We start from the raw sequence: 19,993 nt of genomic DNA, 5'->3' as shown, positions 1-19,993 counted from the left end.
ATACCGGGTGGTGCGATGACCACGTCCCGGTTGCAGTATTTGCCAATGGACATCATGTGCTACCTCCACAGGCGGAGCCTCCTTGCTCCTCGATGCGGTGAGGATGGGTGATCATTTACCGCTCTTGATCGGAATCACCTTTTCCGGATGGATGGCTTCGGCGCGTTTGGGCAGGTGCACCAGCAGCACGCCCTTGTTGAACTGAGCGTTGATCTTCTCGGCGTCGACTTCACGGGGCAGTTGGAAAACCCGCTCGAAGCTGCCGTAATGGCGCTCGGACAGGTGATATGCCTTGCGTTTTTCGTCCACTTCTTCCTGTTTCTCGCCGCGGATCAACAGGTTGCCATTGACGAGCTTGATCTCGATATCCTTGTCGTCCACGCCAGGCAACTCGGCGCTGATGCGGTACTCCTCGGCCAGCTCGCTGATGTCCATGGCCGGCAGGCCGTGGGTGAACAGGTCACGCCGCCAGAAAGGTTCGACATCGAACGGTGTGTGGCTGAACGGCATGCGCATCGGCCGCCGGCCGAAATCCTCGAACAGGCTGTCGATCTGATGGCGCAATTGCTGGCAGGGCCGCCACAGCTCCGAAGGTTCGACGCTGGGCGGCGAAGCTTTGGTTGGCTGGGGGGCGGCGGGGGTAACAGGCACTTTCTTGGCAACTTCTGACATGGCGACCTCCTCGAATGAGTAATGCCTCCCAGGGAGACGCTTCGATCATGCGCCGTGGGGCAGCAGCCCATTTGACCTTTATCAACAACGTGAAGTCCCTGCCGCCCGCTGGTTTGATCCTGATCAAAGTGCCGGATTGCCCACGGTCTAGGCTGATTACAGCAAGTCATCCTTACAGTGCGAGGCAGTCATGGACCGCGAGGGTGCCAGCGTTCGCTTGCTCCAGACATTGCCCGGCCTGGGCATCCAGCAATTCGTGCGCCTGGCCCTTTGCAGCCAGCCAGGCGGCGAGGCAATGGCTGGCCAGTACTGCGTGCTCAGTGGTCGTACCGAGTGCTGGCCGTGCAGTTACGTGACCCTACCTGGCGGGGCTGGGCAATTTATCGTCAGCACCCAGAGCGCGCAGCCCTTGGGCCGTGCGGGGGAGCAGCTCGACTATTCCGGGCCGCTTGGCAGCGCTTGGCCGTTGCCCCTGCAAAGTACAAGGTTGCTGGCCATCAGTCGCGCCGAAGGCCTGCTGCCCTTGCTGGGTGCGCTGGATGAAATTCGTTGCTGGCTGCCTGGGGTAGAGTTGCAGCTGTCACATGACGGCATTGCGGCCGAACTGCTGCCAGGCGAGTGTCGACCCTGGCTGTCGGCACTGTCGCCATTGCCGCGTGACTACAGCAGTGGCTGGTGGCAGACCAGGCACTTGCTGACCACTTTCCGCCCGGACACGGTGTACTGTTGCGCGCCGCCACAGGTGGCGCGCCAAGTGGCACGGTTGTGCTGGCAAACTGGCGTAGCCGCGCAGCGTATCTGGATACGCACAGATCATGTGTCACGCCCGATCTGGGTGGGGTACTCCCCCGAAAGTTGGCCTGTGCAACGCTATGACCGGGTGCTTGCCGCGCTCAAGTGGGCTCCTCCAGGCGGGTCAGGTTGACCAGGCCTTGCATGTCGATGAGCCTGACCTCACGCCCGGCGCACAGCATGAAACCTGCATGGACGAAGCGGCTGAACAGTCGGCTGACCGTTTCCTGCGTCAGGTCCAGGTAGTTGGCGATATCACCACGGGACATGGGCAGGTTGAACACATCAGCCTGCAAGCCTCGCGCCTGGTAACGCGCGGACATACCCAGCAGGAAGATCGCCAACCGCTGTTCGGCACGCCCATGGCAGCAGCGCAGGTGCTCGTCCTTGCCCTGGATTCCCAGGCTGAGCATGTGCAGCAACTGATAGCGCAGCCCTGAAATCTGGCCGGACAGGTCCACCAATTGGTCCAGCCTGATGGCGCATACCAGCGAGATTTCCAGGGCAACGGCAAAGCTTCGGTAATGACTGGCACCAATAGCGTCCAGCCCGAGCATTTCCCCCGGTAGGAGAAAGCCGGTGACCCGCTCGGTGCCCTCGGCATCGAGCAGAAAATTCTTGATCGCCCCGGAGCGCAAGGCATACACGTGCTCCATGGGTTCATTGGCCTTGAACAGGTACTCGCCCCGCTTCAACGGCCGGTTACGGCGGACAATTCGCTCCAGCTTGGCCACTTCGTCGGCACTGAGGCTGGCTGCCAGGCAAAGCCGGCTCAACGAGCACGCAAGGCACTTGACCTGGAGCTTTGCTCCCATTTGCGCAGGGCCTGACATGACGATGCCTCTGCTTTTTTGCAGGCGTGTATCTATTGAAGTTAGCGGTTCCACTAAACGTTAGCGGTCTGTCCGACCAAGGGTTGGACGCTACCCCCGGCTATACCCGCTTTTTTCTATCGGTTTGACACGTCATGTGGGAAGCAATTGACAACTGTCAAGTCAGCGCTGGGCCCGCTGCCGAAACTGAACTTCCTTGTTCATTCGACACAGAGGACATTGCCATGGCGCCCGCCGAGACTTCCCGTGAGCATAAAACGCCTTCGTTCCCAAAACCTTCGGGTGAATACTGGATCGAAGCCCTTGAAAACGGCGTTCACGTATTGATCAGGCCCTTGCAAGCCCAGGACCGAGGACGCGAAAAAGCCTTCATCGAACGGCTGTCGCCCGAATCGCGGCATTTCCGCTTCCTCTGCCAGCTCAGGGAGCCCGGTGAAGCCATGCTCGACCAGCTGATGAAGGTCGACCAGGATCGCCAGGCGGCTTACGTCGCCCTTGCCCACGTGGATGGCGAATTGCAGGAAGTGGGCATTTCCCGCTACGCCACTGCTAGCGGCAAGGACGAGTGCGAGTGTGCCGTTACCGTCATGGACAGCTGGCAGCACCATGGCTTGGGTCGCCTGCTGCTCAAGCACCTGATCGACCATGCCCGGGCCAAGGGCTTGCGGCAGATGTATTCGGTTGATGCAGCAGCCAACCAAGCGATGCGCGAGCTGGCCAAAGCGGCGGGGTTCACCACCGTCGCTGACCCGGATGATCCCAGCCAGGTCATCCACCGGCTCTCCCTGATCTGAACCCTGGGCCGTCGCACTGACGGGTCAATGCGCGGCGGCCCGATTACGGGAGGCTCCCCATGAGCGGCCCTTCGAAGACATTGATGGAAAAACTCTAACTCGAACGCGTCATCGGCGTCATCTATCGCCCCGAGAGCTAACGGCTGAGCCACTACTTCGAGGCGGTGCTGGCCCAGCAGTTCGATGCGCTGCTCTGGTCCGAACAGACCCAGCCAGTGACTGCCCTGCCCTTGCCGAAACAACAGCACCTTGAGCCTGAGGACGAAACCTATCCATTTGGTGTATGAGCCTCGGCGAAGCGCTATCAGGCGGATACGCGCTGCAGGTACTTCACAAACCCGTCACCGGCAAGCGCAGTGGCCCCCGTGCCTGCACCGAACAAGCCGATGCGCAACTTGCCAGCTTCATCGTTTGCGTGCGAACTTCACCCCTGCGCTCAGTCATGGGGGGCACTCCGGCTAAGTGCTTGCTGATCAGCTTGCGCCATGAGCGTCATGACTTCCTCGTCCGACGTCTGCGGGAAATCCTGGTACCAATAGCCAACCGAAACCATCCGCTCAGGCACGCGCGGGCACACCAGCTCATCCACTTCACCGTACAGCGCTTCGAGCGTTTCTGGCGGTGCGACCGGGACGGCGACCACGATCCGCGCCGGTGACTGGGCTCGTGCAGCCTGTATCGCCGCCCTCATCGTGGCACCGGTCGCCAGGCCGTCATCAACGAGAATCACCACCTGATCCTTGAGTTGCTGGGCTGGCCGCCCTCCCCGGTAAGCCCGCTCGCGCCGCGCCAGTTCCTCGGTTTCCCTGGCAACCACGGCGTCGAACACCGCGCGATCTACCGGATAGGCCCGCAACATGTCGTCATTGAGGAAGGTTACTCCGCCGCTGGCTATCGCCCCCATGGCGAGCTCGGGGTGAAACGGCATACCGAGCTTGCGCACCATCAGCAGGTCCAGGCGAACGTTAAGGGCAGTCGCGACTTCATAGGCCACCGGAACACCACCACGCGGCAGTGCAAGCACGATCACGTCGGGCCTGCCGGCATACCGGGCCAGTGGCTCTACCAGGCAACGTCCAGCCTGGGTACGGTCGACAAACACAGTTGGCAAGGCAAGATCATGGGACATGAACACCTCCCGCGCCGCGATGGGCGCCGGTCATTTCAGCTGCCGATGGAGCCGTTGATGGCTTCAAGGCGTGGCTGCACGCCCCGCCTCGGGCAGCAAGTCGAACTGCGCGAGGCAACGCTGCTCATCAGCGGGAGTCAGCGCCTTCAGACCGCTCACTTCCTGCATGGGCGTTTCGAACAGGGCCAGGCGCAGCACCCCATTGCGCTCCAGAAAGGTCTGTGCCAGGCACGTGCACACGGGTTTGCCGACCAGCGCAGCAAGCTTGTCATCCTCAGGCACCTCCACCTGGGCCTGCAGGTTGGCCGTGCAATTCTCCACGATCTGCGCCACGGAGCGCCCCGCCAGCCACACGGTGCCAGCACCGAGTAGGACCAGGAGCAGCAACACGCTTATCAACGTGTTCGATTCCCGGGTGATTGAACGCAGCAACGCCAGCCTGGCCTGCCAACCCGTCTGCTGGCCATTGAAAATGGCCTTGCCGACCGTGCGCTTGACGCCCCGCTGCACCGCCCATCCCAGCGCGACACTCAACGCCAGCAGGCCAAGGAGTACCGCCGGATCACGCATGGGCATCCGCCAGCTAGCGCTTAAGGCGCGATAGACGGACGCGGCGACGAGTAAAGCGACGATAGTCACGATCCAACCCAGGCTGCCCCTGGGCCTGTGCAACCAGGCCCGCAGTTTCGCCCTTGCTTGTGTACTCATGATTCACCTCCCGCGCCCGGCTAGCGCACAGGGTCGATGGCAACCGTTTCCTGGTACTCAGGCACGCACACCTGCCAGCCGAGTTCGAGGCTGATTCGCCGCCGCAAGGTGTCGGCAGCGTGTGGCTCGCCGTGGATGACATAGGTCTGACGGGGTGGCCGGGTGAACCCGCGCAACCATTCCATGATTTCATCGGCATCGGCGTGCGCAGAAAGATTCTCCATCACATGCACCTGTGCACGGATGGGCACATCCTCGCCGTGCAACCTCACACTGTGGGCGCCCGCGACGATATCGGCACCCCGCGTCCCCCCGGCTTGAAAGCCCGAGAACAGAATGCTGTTGCGTGGGTTGGGGGCCAGCGCCTTCAGGTGGTGAAGCACCCGTCCGCCGGTCGCCATGCCACTGGCGGCGATGATCACTGCGGGCTCGCGCAGCTGGTCCAGGTGCCTGGACTCATCGACTGTCCGGACGATGTGCGTGCCTCTGCACATGGCGGCGCACTCGGCTGCGGTCAGCCGATGTTCACTGCGGTACTGCTGGTACAAGGCGGTGGCGTCGGTGGCCATCGGGCTGTTCAGGTAGACAGGGACATCAGGGATCAACCGGTCGCGCTTGAGCGTGTACAGGTAATACATGAGCAGTTGGGCACGGCCGACGGCGAACGAGGGTACCAGGGTAATGCCGTGGCGCAGGAGCGTTTCGTTGATGACCTTGGCCAGGTACTGCTCGGTCGATTCGGCGGGATGCTGGCGGTCCCCATAGGTAGACTCGATCAACAGCACGTCCGCCGTCCTGACCAGCTCAGGCGCACGCATGATCGGATCCTGAGGGCGGCCGAGGTCACCCGAAAACAGCACGGTCTGCCCTTCGGCGCTGATCTGGACCGTGGCTGCCCCCAGAATATGTCCGGCGGTACGCAACAGTAACTCCATGCCCTCGGCGATCATGGTCACCTGATGTAACGCCACGGGCCGAAACAGTGCCAGGGCACGTTTGGCATCCTGCTCGGTATAGAGCGGTTGCGCCGGCGCATGCTTGGAGTAACCGTGGCGATTGGCATGTTCGGCCTGCTCTTCCTGCAGCCGTGCACTGTCGAGCAGGAGGATTTCCGCCAAGGCGCACGTCGCCGGCGTGGCGTAGATCGGCCCGCGGTAGCCTTCCCGCACCAGCACCGGTAGATAACCACTGTGGTCAAGGTGGGCGTGGGTCAGCACCACCGCATCAAGCGCCCGCAGCGCCGGGGGCAGTGGCTGCCAGTTGCGCAGGCGCAGTTGCTTGAAACCCTGGAAGAGTCCGCAGTCGACCAATACCCGCGTGCTGTCACGGGTCAACAGGAATTTGCTGCCGGTCACGGTGCCGGTGCCGCCAAGAAATGTCAGTTGCATGGCCAAGGCTCCCAACTTTCGGCTATTTGGGGATGAACGGCGAGCACGCTGCACGGTGGGCGGCTGACGATACGCTCGGTGGTGTCTCCCAACAGTTTGTCCAGGCCTTTGGGCTGCACCACGCCCATCACCACCGCGTCGATGTCCAGGGCCGCGACCTGTTCACGGATCACCTGTACCGGGCCTCCTTCCATGAAATGTCGGCGGTCAGGTGCGACGCCTTCGGCATCGGCCAGCGCTTCGAAAGGTTCCTGCAGTGCCTCGCGCATCTCGTCGATCCACGCCTGGGTGACATTCATGTCCGAGGCAAATACCCCTGCCAGGTTGTAGGCCGATAGCAGATGCAGGTGCGCGTCACACTGCAACGCCAGCGCCTGGGCAGCACGAACCAGACCACGATTGAAGCACGCCTGAACGGCAGGCGTCTCACTGAACGCCGTATCCACTGCGACCAGCACACGCCGCGGCAATGAGATGGCCCCCGCCGGCACGAAATGGCTGACGCCTTTGAAACCTCGCATCAGCGCACAATCCAGTGGGGTGCCGAACACGCGCACCAGGGCCGACGCGGCTTCGCTGTCCTTGATGACCATATCGGGCTGCAGTTCACTGATGTAATCGATCGCCTGGCTGCGGATATCCTCCGCATTCAGGCTGTCGACCGTCAGCGTTATACCGCTGCCGCGATGCCGCTCGACCAATCCCGTCAACTGAACGCGATAGTGCTCGTACTGGCGCTTGATATCGGCCTCGTTCAGCCGCTCTTCGCGCAGAAGGTGCTCCTCGCTTGGCTCGAACAAGCCCAGTACATGCACGCTGGCGCCGCTGACATGCGCCAAGGCAAGGGCTCTGCGCAAAGCGGCGGAATGCGGTTCTACCTCGGTCAGCAGCACCAGCAATTGTCGATATTGCCCCATGGTGAACCTCCGCGCTTTCGTGAGTGGGTGTAATGCTGACGATATTCCGCGCACAGGACCGCTGCTGCTTGATGCAGATCAGAAAACCGCTACCCAGGCTGAACTTGATGATTGTCAGAACCGAAACGGCCCGCCACGTTAAAACGGCTGCACCAGGTACTGATCAAGCAACGGGAGGCGTCATGAACGGGCAGCAAACAGCACAGCCACAGACCTGCGAACACTGGGTCGAAAACCTCGAGGACGGTTCGGCGGTGCTGATCCGCCCACTGCGCGAAGAAGACCGCGAACGGGACAAGCGTTTTCTGAGCACCATCGCTTACGAATCACGGCGTTTTCGTTTCATTGCCGGGCTCAGCGGCGGCTTGCCTAGCTTGGACACGCAAGACATGCCCGTGGACTATCACCAGCGCATGGCCTATGTCGCCTTGGTTCATGTAGACGGTCAATTGCAACAAATCGGCGTCAGCCGCTATGCAGGCATACCTGGCAGTCAGCGGTGCGAATGTGCAGTGGCGGTCAGCGAAGACTGGCAGCGCAAGGGGTTGGGCAAGCGCCTGATGCAACACCTGATTGAAGCCGCACGACGCAATGGCTTTCAGTGCATGGTCTCCAGGGATCTGGCCAGCAACTATGGCATGCACCGGCTGGTCAAGGCACTGGGCTTCACCTCAAGATACCCTGGCGGGGATGTGAGCGAGATCCTGCACGAACTTGACCTGCGGCCTTGAAAAAACAAGGCCCTTGCGGGCCTTGTGCTTCAGCCTTTGGAGCGTTCTGGAGAAATCACCAGCACACTGCTGGACAACCGATGCAAAACGCGCTCGGCAGTACTGCCGATGAACCAGCCGATGCCATGGTGGTGATAACTGCCCATGACCAATACGTCGATATCATTGTTATCCATGAACATGGCCAGGGCCTTTGCCGGGTCGCCGATGCGCATATGGCGGTGTTCGACGGCGATCCCGTTGCGTTCGGCAAGCTCTTGGAAGGCAGCGCTCTGAACGTCATGCAAGGTCTGGGCACGGTTCGAATCGAACAGGAACGAATGTTCCCGGCTGCCGCCGGCGTCCAGGTACATGGAACCCAAGTCGTAGGTGTACAGCAATTCGATCTGGGCATTGCACTGCAATGTCAGCTTCAGCGCTTCGCTGATGATCTGGTCGTTGAAACCTTCAAACTGATCCTCAGGCCTGGACAGGTCCACCGCCGCCAGAATCCTGCGTGGCAACGCATGGCTCGCCTTGTGTACCAAGTGCAAGGGTATTCGCGTTTCGCGCAGCAACTGGATATCCAGCGAGGTGAACATTGCGCGCATCCACCAAGGCTCATGCTCGAGCTCTTTGATCAGCATGGCAAACGGTTGCTCACGCAAGTGTATCAGGATCTCATTCAAGGGCTGCTGCACCCACACCACTTCGGTTGTGACGGTGACGCCATTGCGCCGCATCGGCAACGCCTGGGTTTCCAGCCATTCACGGTGCTGCTGCACGTAACCCTCGCGCATGACTGCGAGCGCTTGGTCATTCACCAAGCCCGCCGTGGCAAGCCCTTCCACGTAGTCGAAAGCGACGATGTGCAGCGCCATCCCCTTGGCCTTTGCCAGCGCAGCGGCCCGGTCATAGGCCGGGGTTCGGCGCATCAGGGGGGAGGCGATCAGCAGCAATCTTTGCGGAGTTTCCATGGCACACCTCTGAGGTTGCGATACGTACGTAAAGCATCTGTCACCTTAGTGTTGCGAACTTGATGTTTATCAACTGGAGGCACCTACCGACCAGTGGCATTGCCCATGGCGCAAGAACTTGACGCGGATCAATACCTCGGGACTTCGCCGGCGCACCCTGTACCCAGATCACAGCCACTTCAGGCCCCGCAGGCGTGCCATGGCGACACCGCCCTGAGTTTCACCTGCACTGCCGGCAGGGACGCCTTCATTCTGCATTGTCTACCGATACATGCTTTGGAGGCCCTGATGAACGTTTACGTCGAGAAGCACATAGAGCAGGGACGCTGTTGGGTACACATGGATGACTGGCGGGTGGGTTTCAGGACGGCTGCCGAAGCCGAGCGGTTTGTTGAACGGCTTACAAGCCGCCTCAATGCCCCCCACTCGCGTGACATGCTTGCTGATTGGTCGCCCCATGCCGGGGTGACCGTCGGGCTCGGTGCGCGTAATGGCGCAGGGGCCCAAAGCGGCCTCCAAAATGCGAAGGAGGCCTGAAAATGCCTGGCCAGCTGAACGTCACCCTGCTCGACTCACCCAACGCATTGTCCAAGGCAAACCCTATTCACCTGAAACCTCTGGTGAACCACTGCATGGATTGCCGGGTAAGCGGCCTGTGCCTCCCCACTGGTCTGCCGGTTGACGACAACAGCTGCCTGGGCGCCTTGATAGGCCCACGCATGCGCATTCGCAAGGGTGCCGCGCTGTTCAATGCCAACGATCCGCTGACCATGCTCTATGCCGTACGTTGTGGCAGTTTCAAGACCAGCCTGAACACCGCCGAGGGACAAGGCGTGGTGATCAACTTCTGGATGCCGGGCGATGTACTCGGCCTCGATGCCATTGCCACAGAGCACCATGTCTGTGACGCCATTGCCCTGGAAGACAGCGAAGTCTGCCCCGTCCCCTATCGTCGCTTGCAAACCCTGGCGCGTGAGTTTCCGGAGCTGCAGCAAAGCCTTAATCGCTTGATGAGCCGCGAGATCGTGCGTGAGCACGGGCGCGTGCTGATGCTGTGCAACCTGACAGCAGAACAGCGGCTGGCCAGCTTCCTGGTGGGGCTCTCCAGGCGCTTCGTCAGCCGCGGTTACTCTGCCCATGGCTTCATGTTGCGCATGTCTCGTGAAGACATGGCTTCGTACCTGGGTTTACGCCTGGAAACCGTGTGCCGATCCGTCGCCCGTCTGCGCGCGCTGGGTATCGTCGACCTGCATGGCAGGTTGGTAGAAATTCTCGATATGCCTGCACTCATGGCACTGGAACAAGGTGGCGGTGAGTGTGGGGCCAAGGGCCCCTGAAGGCACCCTGTTCGACGCCGTGAATGTTGGCCGCGGCACTGTGAGGCGAGCACTCCCCTCAAACCAACCCGCCAAAACGCTTGTAAAAACTCTCGCTCACGTCCGGCAATGGGCCATCTGCTGTTTCCAGCGCTGCATTCAACCATTCTTCGGCTTTGGCAAACACCAGTCGGTAGAGGTTACGGCACAACTGCCGCGCAGCCCTTCCCTCCCAGTCCCCTGGCAGCAGCTCATCGGGCAGTTGCGGATCGCGCAGCAGCAGGCGGCGGTACTCGTGAATCAGCAGCGTGCGCGCAAGGAAGCAATCTTGGGCATCCAGCAACGGCTGCTCTTTCAAACCTTGCCACAGCGGCCTGAACAGCTGGATAAACTCGCTGTATTGCTGCCCCAGTTCGTCGATACGCCAGCTTTCCCGCACCTGGGCGCGCATCGCCTTGGACGCGAGCACCTCTTGGGTGTGGGTGTCGAAGACGATACTGTCGTCGCCGGCCTCAAGGTCACGCAACGTGGCCACCAGGTCGGCACGGTCTGCCCGTGGGCAACCCAGCAGGTTCGGCGCCATGACACCAAACCCCTGCCACTCCAGCTCTTCACGCACGGCCTTGCGTTTACCCGCCTCGAGTTGCGACAGCAACACCAGCGTCCAGGCCCCATCCCAGGCTGGCTGGCTTGGGCTATAGACGCGCTTGAAGGCTTTTTCGAAACGCCGACGGCCAGTGCCTGTCAGGCTGTAATAACTGCGTCGACCCACCTTTTCTGCGGTGAGCCAACCTTCTTTGGTCAGGCGAAAGATCGACGTGCGAATCAGCCGTTCATTGATGCCGATCGGTTCCAGCAGGTTGATCAGGCTACCGAGCCAGACTGTACCGCCGTGCGGCTCGATGGCATCGCCGTACAACGTGATGATCAGGGAACTGGCGCGGATCGGCGTCTGTTCCTGAAAGCGGGTGATCAAGTGGTTCAGTGGGGCAAGAGTGCTCATGGGCGAACTGTGCGCGGATAAAGCACCGACTATACCTGTGCGTTGGGCCGCCTGGCCATTGCGTGTCGCTGCCAGGCTCATGCGCTCGCCTGGCCCTTGGGCCTGACCCCGGTGTCTTCCATGCGCGGGCGTCCCGGCTCTGCCTCGGCCAGCGGCGGGCATTCGACCATGCTGTTCATGGAGCGCTGCGCCAGGTGCTGGTACTCCGCCGTCCCGCGCTGTTTCCAGGCAAGCTCCTGATCGGTCAGTGGGCGTTTGACTTGGGCTGGCGACCCCATCACCAGGCTCTGCGCCGCGCTTTCGAAGCCAGCTTTGACGAAGGCGGTGGCCGCGACGATGCTGCGTGGTGCTACATGGGCACCATCCATCACCACGGCGTTCATGCCGACCAATGCGTCTTCGCCCACACGGCAGCCGTGCAGCACGGCGCCATGGCCGATGTGCCCGTTACGCTCTACTACGGTGTCGCCCCCCGGGAAACCGTGCATCACGCAGGTGTCCTGCAAGTTGGCGCCCTCCTCCAGCACGATGCGGCCGAAATCGCCCCTGAGCGATGCCAGTGGGCCGATGTAGCAGCGGGGTCCAACGATGACGTCGCCGATCAGGACTGCACTGGGGTGCACGTAGGCTGTCGGGTGAACAACGGGCGTCAGGCCGTCCAGTCGATAGCAAGGCATGGCATCACTCCTGAAATGATTTGAAATTTCTTTCGATCTTGTATCAGAAGCTGTTTGGTCGTCAATCGTGTATCGCTTATGTTGATTTGATTCTGCCAGGCAAAAACCGCCGGTAAATACCAGATAATAACCAGATGAAACGATTTATCTGCGGGCATTGCTCTGTGGATTGGCCACTGAAAAAGAAAAAAGAGATACGCGAAAGTATTTCTAAGCTTGCATTGCTGTATCGCAATGAGCATATACTGACCTCACCTGGTCGTGATCCCGCATTACGCCCCTGCAAACAATTCCAAAAAATGCCGGCCACGCGATGTGCCGTGCGTGCAGCCAGAGGAACCCGACATGCCGCGATATATCGACGTGCAGGCGCCCGAACATGGCGTTCAGCTCATTACTCTGCAACGGCCCGAGGCCTTGAATGCCCTGTGCACCGAGCTACTGGCAGAACTGGCTGCTGCGCTGCAGGCTGCCGGGGACGACGAGCATGTCCGGGCCACAGTGATTACCGGCAGTGGCAAAGCTTTCGCCGCAGGCGCCGACATCCGCGAGATGGCTGATCGCGACCTGGTCGGCATCCTCAATGACCCGCGCGTAGCGCATTGGCAAAGCATCGCCGCATTCGCCAAACCGCTGATTGCCGCAGTCAACGGCTATGCCCTGGGTGGCGGCTGTGAACTGGCAATGTGCGCCGACATCGTCATCGCCGGGACCGACGCCCGTTTCGGCCAGCCGGAAATCAACCTTGGCATCATCCCCGGTGCTGGCGGCACCCAGCGCCTGTTGCGTGCCGTCGGTAAGCCGTTGGCCATGCAGATGGTACTGACGGGGGAAGCCATCACTGCTCACCGCGCCCAGCAGGCCGGCCTGGTCAGCGAAATCACCCAGCCCGAACTCACCGTAGAACGCGCCATGCAGGTTGCCCGCAGCATCGCCGCCAAAGCGCCGCTGGCCGTGCGCCTGGCCAAGGAGGCGTTACTGAAGGCCGGTGATACCGACCTGGCCAGCGGCCTGCGCTTCGAGCGCCATGCCTTCACCCTGCTGGCTGGCACCGCCGACCGCGATGAAGGCATCCGCGCCTTCCAGGAAAAGCGCCAAGCCCGTTTCCAGGGGCGCTGATCATCATTCTCTCGACTGACGGAGCGAGTCTGTCATGACTTTCCAGCACATCCTGTTTTCCATCGAGGACGGCGTTGCCTTCCTTTCATTGAACCGCCCCGAGCAGCTGAACAGCTTCAATACGGCCATGCATCTGGAGGTGCGCGAAGCGCTCAAGCAAGTGCGCCAAAGCAGTGACGCGCGGGTGCTGCTGCTGACGGCTGAAGGCCGCGGCTTCTGCGCCGGGCAGGACCTGTCCGACCGCAACGTTGCCCCAGGCGCCGAAATGCCGGACCTGGGCCAATCGATCGACAAGTTTTACAACCCGCTGGTACGCACCCTGCGCGACCTGCCTTTGCCGGTGATCTGTGCGGTCAACGGCGTGGCGGCCGGTGCCGGTGCCAACATTCCCTTGGCCTGCGACCTGGTGCTGGCCGCCCGCTCGGCCAGTTTCATCCAGGCCTTCTGCAAGATCGGCCTGGTGCCGGACTCCGGCGGTACCTGGCTGCTGCCGCGCTTGGTCGGTATGGCCCGGGCCAAGGCGCTGGCCATGCTGGGCGAGCGCCTTGGCGCCGAACAGGCCGAGCAATGGGGGTTGATCCACCGCGTGGTGGATGATGCCGCGCTGCGTGACGAAGCCCTCACCCTCGCCCGCCAGCTCGCCGCCCAGCCCACCTACGGCCTGGCACTGATCAAGCGCAGCCTCAATGCCAGTTTCGACAACGGTTTTGAGGAACAGCTGGAGCTGGAGCGCGACCTGCAGCGCCTGGCCGGGCGCAGCGAGGACTACCGCGAAGGCGTAAGCGCCTTCATGAACAAACGCACGCCAGCCTTCAAGGGGCGCTGAAATGGCCGCACTCGCAAGCAATGTGCAGGTGGCGGTGATCGGCGCCGGCGCCATGGGCGCCGGTATCGCCCAGGTTGCGGCCCAGGCCGGCCACCCCGTCAAGCTCTACGACAACCGCCCGGGTGCTGCCGCCCAGGCGGTGACGGGTATCGATCGCCAACTGGCCCGGCTGGTGGACAAAGGAACGTTGCTGGCCGCTGAGCGCGAAGCGATCAATGCCCGCTTGTGCCCGGTCGATACACTCGACGCTTTGGCAAATGCCGGCCTGGTCATTGAAGCCATCGTCGAAAACCTGCAGGTGAAGCAAGCGTTGTTCAGCCAGCTCGAAGCCCTGTGCGCAGCCGACTGTATCCTTGCCAGCAACACTTCGTCACTGTCCATCACCAGCCTCGCCGCTGGCCTTGAACGCCCGCAGCACTTGGTGGGTATGCACTTCTTCAACCCGGCACCGCTGATGGCGCTTGTCGAGGTGGTGTCGGGCCTGGCAACCGACCCGGCAGTGGCCGCATGCATCTACGCCACTGCCCAGGCCTGGGGCAAGCAGCCGGTCCACGCACGCTCTACACCGGGTTTCATCGTCAACCGTGTAGCGCGGCCGTTCTATGCCGAAAGCCTGCGCCTGATGCAGGAAGGTGCCGCCGATTGCGCCAGCCTGGATGCGCTGATGCGTGACGCTGGCGGCTTTCGCATGGGGGCGTTCGAGCTGACCGACCTGATTGGTCATGATGTCAATTACGCTGTCACGTGTTCAGTATTCGATGCTTTCTATGGCGATTTCCGCTTCCAGCCTTCGCTGGTGCAGAAGGAACTGGTGGACGCCGGTCGCCTGGGGCGCAAGACCGGCCAAGGCTTCTATCGCTATGCCGAAGGCGTCGAGCGTCCGCAGCCGGCCGAACTGCACAGCCCCGCCTGCGCAGAGGCCTGCGTTGTCGAGGGCAACCTGGGGGTGATGCAGCCGCTGGTCGAGCGCCTTCGCCAAAGCGGCATTGCCGTGACCCAGCGCGCCGGTAGTGGCTTGATTCAGGTGGGCGATGCCACCCTGGCCCTGTCCGATGGCCGCCTGGCCAGCCAGCGTGCCCGCGAAGACGGCCTGCGCAACCTTGTGCTGCTCGACCTGGCGCTGGACTACAGCAGCGCCACCCGCCTTGCCATCAGTTGGTCCGCCGATACCACTGACAGCGCCCGCGACCAAGCCGTAGCCTTGCTGCGGCGTGCCGGCCTGAAAGTGACCGGTGTCGCCGACCTGCCCGGCCTGGTGGTACTGCGCACCGTGGCAATGCTCGCCAACGAGGCCGCCGATGCGGTGCTTCAGGGCGTCGGCAGCGCCGCCGACATCGACCTGGCCATGCGCGCCGGCGTCAATTACCCCTGCGGCCCGCTGGCCTGGGCGGCGAACATCGGTATTGCCCATACCCTGCGCGTGCTCGACAACCTGCAGCGCAGCTACGGCGAGAGCCGCTACCGCCCTTCCCTGTTGTTGCGCCGCTGTGAAGCCAAAGGAGGCACCCTGCATGACTGAAGTGGAACTGGCACAAGCCTGTGCCGACGCCATGTACGCCCGCGACCCGGCCACTCAGGGCCTGGGCATCAGCCTGCTGGATGCCGGCCCAGGCCGGGCCAGCCTGCGCATGGCGGTACGTGCCGACATGATCCAGGGGCATGGCACCTGCCATGGCGGTTTCCTGTTCGCGTTGGCCGATTCGGCGTTCGCCTTCGCCTGCAATAGCTACGACCAGGCCACGGTGGCGCTGGGCTGCACCATCGACTACCTGGCCCCGGCACTGCGCGATGACGTGCTCACCGCCCACGCCAGCGAAGTCAGCCGCAAAGGCCGCACCGGCCTGTACGACGTGCGCATCGACAACCAGCGTGGTGAGCTGGTGGCGATGTTCCATGGCAAATCCTACAAAGTGCGCGGCACCGTGCTGGCGCAGGAGACGCAAGATGAATGAACCGACCCACGCCGATGCCTTGATCATCGACGCCGTGCGCACCCCCATTGGCCGCTATGCCGGGGCCCTGAGCAGCGTGCGCGCCGACGACCTGGCGGCCATCCCGCTCAAAGCCTTGGTCCAGCGCCACCCTGAACTGGACTGGAAAGCCATTGATGACGTTATCTTCGGCTGTGCCAACCAGGCCGGCGAAGACAACCGCAACGTGGCTCACATGGCGAGCCTGCTGGCCGGGCTGCCAGTCGAAGTACCAGGGACCACGATCAACCGCCTGTGCGGTTCCGGCCTGGATGCCATCGGCAATGCGGCACGTGCCCTGCGCTGCGGTGAAGCGGGGCTCATGCTGGCCGGCGGTGTGGAATCCATGTCGCGTGCGCCGTTTGTGATGGGTAAGTCGGAGCAGGCATTCGGGCGTGCGGCCGAGCTGTTCGACACCACGATCGGCTGGCGTTTCGTCAACCCGCTGATGAAGGCCGCCTACGGCATCGATTCGATGCCGGAAACGGCTGAAAACGTGGCCGAACAGTTCGGCATCTCGCGCGCCGACCAGGATGCCTTTGCCCTGCGCAGCCAGCACAAGGCTGCAGCCGCTCAGGCCCGCGGCCGCCTGGCGCGGGAAATCGTGCCGGTCGAAATCCCGCAACGCAAAGGCCCAGCCAAAGTGGTCGAGCATGACGAGCACCCGCGTGGCGACACGACCCTGGAGCAGCTGGCTCGGCTCGGGACGCCGTTTCGTGAAGGCGGCAGCGTAACGGCGGGTAATGCCTCCGGCGTGAATGACGGCGCTTGCGCCCTGCTGCTGGCCAGCAGCGCCGCGGCCCGCCGCCATGGGTTGAAGGCCCGCGGTCGCATCGTCGGCATGGCGGTGGCCGGGGTTGAGCCCAGGCTGATGGGCGTTGGTCCGGTGCCTGCGACCCGCAAGGTGCTGGCGCTCACCGGCCTGGCACTGGCTGACCTGGATGTCATCGAACTCAATGAGGCCTTTGCCGCTCAAGGGCTGGCCGTGTTGCGCGAGCTGGGCCTGGCCGACGACGACCCACGCGTCAACCGCAACGGCGGCGCCATCGCCCTGGGCCATCCACTGGGCATGAGCGGTGCTCGATTGGTGACCACTGCCTTGCACGAGCTTGAAGAAACGGCCGGCCGCTACGCCCTGTGCACCATGTGCATCGGTGTAGGTCAAGGCATCGCCATGATCATCGAGCGCCTCTGAGCGGTTCGGGCCCTGCGCTTGTTACCGAACTGAACGCAGCCGTATATGCTGCCTCCATGACACTCACCGCGTGGCCTGCAACCGCTGGCGCGCGGCGTACAAGAACAATTCGAGTGAAGCCATGAACATGTACCATGATGCCGATCGTGCCCTGCTGGACCCGATGGAAACCGCCAGCGTCGACGCCCTGCGCCAGCACCAGCTGGAGCGTCTGCGTTGGAGCCTGAAGCACGCCTACGACAATGTGCCGTTGTACCGCCAGCGCTTTGCCGAGAGCGGCGCCCACCCCGATGACCTCAAGTGCCTGGAAGACCTGGCGAAGTTCCCCTTCACCGGCAAGAACGACCTGCGTGACAACTACCCCTACGGCATGTTCGCCGTGCCCCAGGAAGAAGTGGTGCGCCTGCATGCCTCCAGTGGCACCACTGGTAAGCCGACGGTGGTCGGCTACACCCAGAACGATATCGACACCTGGGCCAACGTGGTTGCCCGTTCGATTCGGGCGGCCGGCGGGCGCAAAGGTGACAAGGTGCATGTGTCCTACGGCTACGGGCTGTTCACTGGCGGGCTCGGCGCGCACTACGGCGCTGAGCGCCTGGGCTGCACCGTGATCCCCATGTCCGGTGGCCAGACCGAAAAGCAGGTGCAGCTGATTCGCGACTTCCAGCCCGACATCATCATGGTCACCCCGTCCTACATGCTCAACCTGGCTGATGAAATCGAGCGTCAGGGCATCGACCCCCACCACCTCAAGCTGCGCCTGGGCATTTTTGGTGCCGAGCCGTGGACCGACGAGCTGCGCCGTTCAATTGAGCAGCGCCTGGGCATCAATGCCCTCGATATCTATGGCCTGTCGGAGATCATGGGCCCCGGCGTGGCCATGGAGTGCATCGAGACCAAAGACGGCCCGACCATCTGGGAAGACCACTTCTATCCTGAGATCATCGACCCAGCTACCGGCGAGGTACTGCCGGATGGCCAGCTTGGCGAGCTGGTATTTACCTCGCTGAGCAAAGAGGCATTGCCGATGGTGCGCTACCGCACCCGCGACCTCACCCGGCTGCTGCCCGGCACCGCTCGGCCAATGCGGCGGATCGGCAAGATCACGGGCCGCAGTGACGACATGCTGATCATTCGCGGGGTCAATGTGTTCCCGACCCAGATCGAGGAACAGGTCCTAAAAATAAAACAGCTTTCAGAGCTGTATGAGATCCATCTGTATCGCAATGGAAACCTGGACAGTGTCCAAGTGCATGTGGAACTGCGCGCAGAGTGCCAGCACCTTGACGAAGGCCAGCGCAGGTTGGTTGTCGGGGAGTTGACCAAACAGATCAAGACTTACATCGGCATCAGCACCCAGGTGCACCTGCAACCCTGCGGCACGCTCAAGCGCTCCGAGGGCAAGGCGTGCCATGTGTTCGACAAACGGTTGGCCAGCTGACCCAATCGGCTGCCATTTCGGCCCCGGCATTGCCCGGGGCCTTTTTTTTGCCTGCGTTCCCTCTGGCACGCGCTGATGCAGGCGCAGCCTTGTGCCGAGAGTGGGCTGCAACAGCCCCTTGGCCGGCAATGCGATACACAAATCTTACTTGATACACATAAATGTGTTTGACGTTGTGTTTTGTATCGCTTACAAATGACTCATGCCTTAGCAGGAGTCGCAGCACATGTACGCACAGTTAGTGGAAACCGGCGTCAAGCGCGTCAAGACGCTGGAAGAAATGTCCCCCGAGGAACGCAACTTCCAGGAAAAGATCGACGCCGAAATCAAGATCGAAGCCAAGAACTGGATGCCCGAGGCCTACCGCCAGACCCTCATCCGGCAGATCTCCCAGCACGCCCACTCGGAAATCGTCGGCATGCTGCCCGAAGGCAACTGGGTCACCCGTGCCCCCAGCCTCAAGCGCAAACTGCAGCTGATGGCCAAGATTCAGGACGAAGCCGGTCACGGCCTGTACCTGTACAGCGCCATGGAAACCCTGGGGGCTGACCGCGACGAAGAGATCGACAAACTGCACAGCGGCAAGGCCAAGTACTCGAGCATCTTCAACTACCCCACCCTCAGCTGGGCCGACATGGGCGCTGTGGGCTGGCTGGTGGATGGCGCCGCCATCGTCAATCAGGTGGTGCTGCAGCGCACCTCTTACGGCCCCTACTCCCGCGCGATGATCCGTATCTGCAAGGAAGAGAGCTTCCACCAGCGCCAGGGCTACGAAATGCTCCTGACCATGATGCGTCAGGGCACCCAAGCCCAGCGCGACATGGTTCAGGACGCCATCAACCGCCTGTGGTGGCCGGCGCTGATGATGTTCGGCCCGAGCGATGAACACTCGCCCAACAGCGCCCAGTCGATGGCCTGGAAGATCAAGCGCCAGACCAACGACGAACTGCGCCAGCGCTTTATCGACCAGACCGTGCCGCAGCTGGAACTGCTTGGCTGCACTGCGCCTGACCCTGAGCTGAAGTGGAACGCCGAGCGCGGCCACTACGACTTTGGCGAAATCCAGTGGGACGAGTTCTACGAAGTGATCAAGGGCAATGGCCCGTGCAACCTGGAACGTGTCGCCACCCGGCGCAAGGCCATCGAGGATGGCGCCTGGGTACGCGAGGCCGCTGTGGCCTATGCGCGCAAGCAACAGAACAAGAACGCCGCCTGAGCGGCGATTGATGCGGAGATCGAAAATGTCTGTCTGGACCCTCTACGAAGTGTTCGTGCGCAGCAAGCACGGCCTTAACCACAAGCATGTCGGCAGCGTGCACGCCGCCGATGCCGCCATGGCCATCGAGAACGCCCGCGAGCTCTACACCCGCCGTAGCGAAGGTGTGAGCCTGTGGGTGGTGCCGTCGGCGCTGATCACCGCCTCCTCCCCCGACGAGAAAGACCCGCTGTTCGCCCCCTCGGACGACAAGGTCTATCGCCATGCCAGCTTCTACGAGCTGCCCGACGAAGTCGGACACATGTGAGGT

Annotated in this window: 22 protein-coding genes and 1 pseudogene; 14 read left to right on the top strand and 9 right to left on the bottom strand. The window is 62.2% G+C overall.

Annotation, left to right across the window (positions count from 1 at the left end; genetic code table 11):
- Positions 1-111: 111 nt before the first annotated feature.
- A complete protein-coding gene (locus ACF8Q6_RS17760) occupies positions 112-672 on the bottom strand; it encodes an Hsp20/alpha crystallin family protein (RefSeq protein ID WP_392491870.1) in 561 nt (186 codons plus the stop codon).
- Positions 673-862: 190 nt separating this feature from the next.
- Here ACF8Q6_RS17760 and ACF8Q6_RS17755 point away from each other — a divergent pair, with 190 nt between their 5' ends.
- Positions 863-1,597, top strand: a complete 735-nt coding sequence (locus tag ACF8Q6_RS17755) for a hypothetical protein (RefSeq protein WP_392491868.1) — start codon at positions 863-865, stop codon at positions 1,595-1,597.
- Here the strand turns inward: ACF8Q6_RS17755 and ACF8Q6_RS17750 are convergent.
- Positions 1,566-2,297 carry a cyclic nucleotide-binding domain-containing protein gene (locus tag ACF8Q6_RS17750; protein WP_392491867.1) on the bottom strand — a complete coding sequence of 244 codons (732 nt, stop codon included), beginning with the start codon at positions 2,295-2,297 and terminating at the stop codon, positions 1,566-1,568. The two genes, ACF8Q6_RS17755 and ACF8Q6_RS17750, sit on opposite strands and share 32 nt — an antisense overlap.
- 224 nt (positions 2,298-2,521) lie before the next feature.
- On the opposite strand from ACF8Q6_RS17750, the gene ACF8Q6_RS17745 reads away from it, so the two are divergent.
- The gene (locus ACF8Q6_RS17745) at positions 2,522-3,091 is read left to right on the top strand and encodes a GNAT family N-acetyltransferase (RefSeq protein ID WP_392491866.1); all 570 of its coding nucleotides are present in this window, start codon (positions 2,522-2,524) and stop codon (positions 3,089-3,091) included.
- Positions 3,092-3,189: 98 nt separating this feature from the next.
- A pseudogene (locus ACF8Q6_RS17740) lies at positions 3,190-3,378 on the top strand (erythromycin esterase family protein); the annotation flags it as partial.
- A 149-nt stretch (positions 3,379-3,527) separates the two neighbouring features.
- Here ACF8Q6_RS17740 and ACF8Q6_RS17735 read toward each other — a convergent pair.
- From ACF8Q6_RS17735 to ACF8Q6_RS17720, 4 genes are all read right to left on the bottom strand, one after another.
- Positions 3,528-4,220, bottom strand: coding sequence for a phosphoribosyltransferase (locus tag ACF8Q6_RS17735; RefSeq protein ID WP_392491865.1), 693 nt, complete (start codon positions 4,218-4,220; stop codon positions 3,528-3,530).
- A gap of 63 nt (positions 4,221-4,283) precedes the next feature.
- A complete protein-coding gene (locus ACF8Q6_RS17730) occupies positions 4,284-4,790 on the bottom strand; it encodes a hypothetical protein (RefSeq protein WP_004577369.1) in 507 nt (168 codons plus the stop codon).
- 158 nt (positions 4,791-4,948) lie between these two features.
- Positions 4,949-6,316: an MBL fold metallo-hydrolase RNA specificity domain-containing protein gene (locus ACF8Q6_RS17725; RefSeq protein ID WP_392491863.1), complete on the bottom strand. Its 1,368-nt coding sequence runs from the start codon at positions 6,314-6,316 to the stop codon at positions 4,949-4,951.
- Positions 6,307-7,233, bottom strand: a complete 927-nt coding sequence (locus ACF8Q6_RS17720; protein WP_088513171.1) for a universal stress protein — start codon at positions 7,231-7,233, stop codon at positions 6,307-6,309. Before ACF8Q6_RS17720 ends, ACF8Q6_RS17725 begins: the two co-directional genes overlap by 10 nt.
- A gap of 182 nt (positions 7,234-7,415) precedes the next feature.
- On the opposite strand from ACF8Q6_RS17720, the gene ACF8Q6_RS17715 reads away from it, so the two are divergent.
- Positions 7,416-7,964: a GNAT family N-acetyltransferase gene (locus ACF8Q6_RS17715; RefSeq protein ID WP_012052291.1), complete on the top strand. Its 549-nt coding sequence runs from the start codon at positions 7,416-7,418 to the stop codon at positions 7,962-7,964.
- Between the two features lie 29 nt (positions 7,965-7,993).
- Here ACF8Q6_RS17715 and ACF8Q6_RS17710 read toward each other — a convergent pair whose 3' ends face one another.
- Positions 7,994-8,920: a universal stress protein gene (locus tag ACF8Q6_RS17710; RefSeq protein WP_392491862.1), complete on the bottom strand. Its 927-nt coding sequence runs from the start codon at positions 8,918-8,920 to the stop codon at positions 7,994-7,996.
- Between the two features lie 288 nt (positions 8,921-9,208).
- Here ACF8Q6_RS17710 and ACF8Q6_RS17705 point away from each other — a divergent pair, with 288 nt between their 5' ends.
- Together ACF8Q6_RS17705 and fnrC are read left to right on the top strand one after the other, a co-directional pair.
- Positions 9,209-9,457 carry a hypothetical protein gene (locus ACF8Q6_RS17705; RefSeq protein ID WP_392491861.1) on the top strand — a complete coding sequence of 83 codons (249 nt, stop codon included), beginning with the start codon at positions 9,209-9,211 and terminating at the stop codon, positions 9,455-9,457.
- A gap of 2 nt (positions 9,458-9,459) precedes the next feature.
- A complete protein-coding gene (fnrC, locus tag ACF8Q6_RS17700) occupies positions 9,460-10,257 on the top strand; it encodes a Crp/Fnr family transcriptional regulator FnrC (protein ID WP_392491859.1) in 798 nt (265 codons plus the stop codon).
- A 58-nt stretch (positions 10,258-10,315) separates the two neighbouring features.
- On the opposite strand, the gene paaX is transcribed toward fnrC, so the two are convergent.
- Together paaX and paaY are read right to left on the bottom strand one after the other, a co-directional pair.
- Positions 10,316-11,239, bottom strand: coding sequence for a phenylacetic acid degradation operon negative regulatory protein PaaX (gene paaX, locus ACF8Q6_RS17695; RefSeq protein ID WP_267827436.1), 924 nt, complete (start codon positions 11,237-11,239; stop codon positions 10,316-10,318).
- A gap of 77 nt (positions 11,240-11,316) precedes the next feature.
- Positions 11,317-11,916, bottom strand: a complete 600-nt coding sequence (gene paaY / locus ACF8Q6_RS17690) for a phenylacetic acid degradation protein PaaY (protein ID WP_014861994.1) — start codon at positions 11,914-11,916, stop codon at positions 11,317-11,319.
- 345 nt (positions 11,917-12,261) lie between these two features.
- Between paaY and paaF the strand changes: the two genes are divergently transcribed.
- The 8 genes from paaF to paaB all read left to right on the top strand — a co-directional run bounded on the left by paaF (position 12,262) and on the right by paaB (position 19,990).
- Entirely contained in the window at positions 12,262-13,035 is a 774-nt protein-coding gene (paaF, locus tag ACF8Q6_RS17685; RefSeq protein WP_012052296.1) for a 2,3-dehydroadipyl-CoA hydratase PaaF, read from the top strand.
- Positions 13,036-13,069: 34 nt separating this feature from the next.
- Entirely contained in the window at positions 13,070-13,861 is a 792-nt protein-coding gene (paaG, locus tag ACF8Q6_RS17680) for a 2-(1,2-epoxy-1,2-dihydrophenyl)acetyl-CoA isomerase PaaG (protein WP_121783485.1), read from the top strand.
- Between the two features lies 1 nt (position 13,862).
- A complete protein-coding gene (gene paaH / locus ACF8Q6_RS17675; protein ID WP_392491858.1) occupies positions 13,863-15,380 on the top strand; it encodes a 3-hydroxyacyl-CoA dehydrogenase PaaH in 1,518 nt (505 codons plus the stop codon).
- Positions 15,373-15,813, top strand: a complete 441-nt coding sequence (gene paaI, locus ACF8Q6_RS17670; protein ID WP_012052299.1) for a hydroxyphenylacetyl-CoA thioesterase PaaI — start codon at positions 15,373-15,375, stop codon at positions 15,811-15,813. The genes paaH and paaI overlap by 8 nt, the downstream gene beginning before the upstream one ends.
- Positions 15,806-17,026, top strand: coding sequence for a 3-oxoadipyl-CoA thiolase (gene pcaF / locus ACF8Q6_RS17665; RefSeq protein WP_392491857.1), 1,221 nt, complete (start codon positions 15,806-15,808; stop codon positions 17,024-17,026). Before paaI ends, pcaF begins: the two co-directional genes overlap by 8 nt.
- 121 nt (positions 17,027-17,147) lie before the next feature.
- On the top strand, positions 17,148-18,467 hold the full coding sequence (gene paaK, locus ACF8Q6_RS17660; RefSeq protein ID WP_392491856.1) for a phenylacetate--CoA ligase PaaK: 1,320 nt from the start codon (positions 17,148-17,150) through the stop codon (positions 18,465-18,467).
- 226 nt (positions 18,468-18,693) lie between these two features.
- Positions 18,694-19,683, top strand: coding sequence for a 1,2-phenylacetyl-CoA epoxidase subunit PaaA (paaA, locus tag ACF8Q6_RS17655; RefSeq protein ID WP_004374531.1), 990 nt, complete (start codon positions 18,694-18,696; stop codon positions 19,681-19,683).
- A gap of 25 nt (positions 19,684-19,708) precedes the next feature.
- Positions 19,709-19,990 carry a 1,2-phenylacetyl-CoA epoxidase subunit PaaB gene (paaB, locus tag ACF8Q6_RS17650; protein ID WP_004374528.1) on the top strand — a complete coding sequence of 94 codons (282 nt, stop codon included), beginning with the start codon at positions 19,709-19,711 and terminating at the stop codon, positions 19,988-19,990.
- The last annotated feature ends 3 nt before the right edge of the window (positions 19,991-19,993 follow it).

The sequence above is a fragment of the Pseudomonas sp. GLN_2 genome (assembly GCF_043106005.1).
Taxonomy (GTDB): Bacteria; Pseudomonadota; Gammaproteobacteria; order Pseudomonadales; family Pseudomonadaceae; genus Aquipseudomonas; species Aquipseudomonas alloputida.
This window is presented reverse-complemented; position numbering and strand designations above follow the sequence as displayed.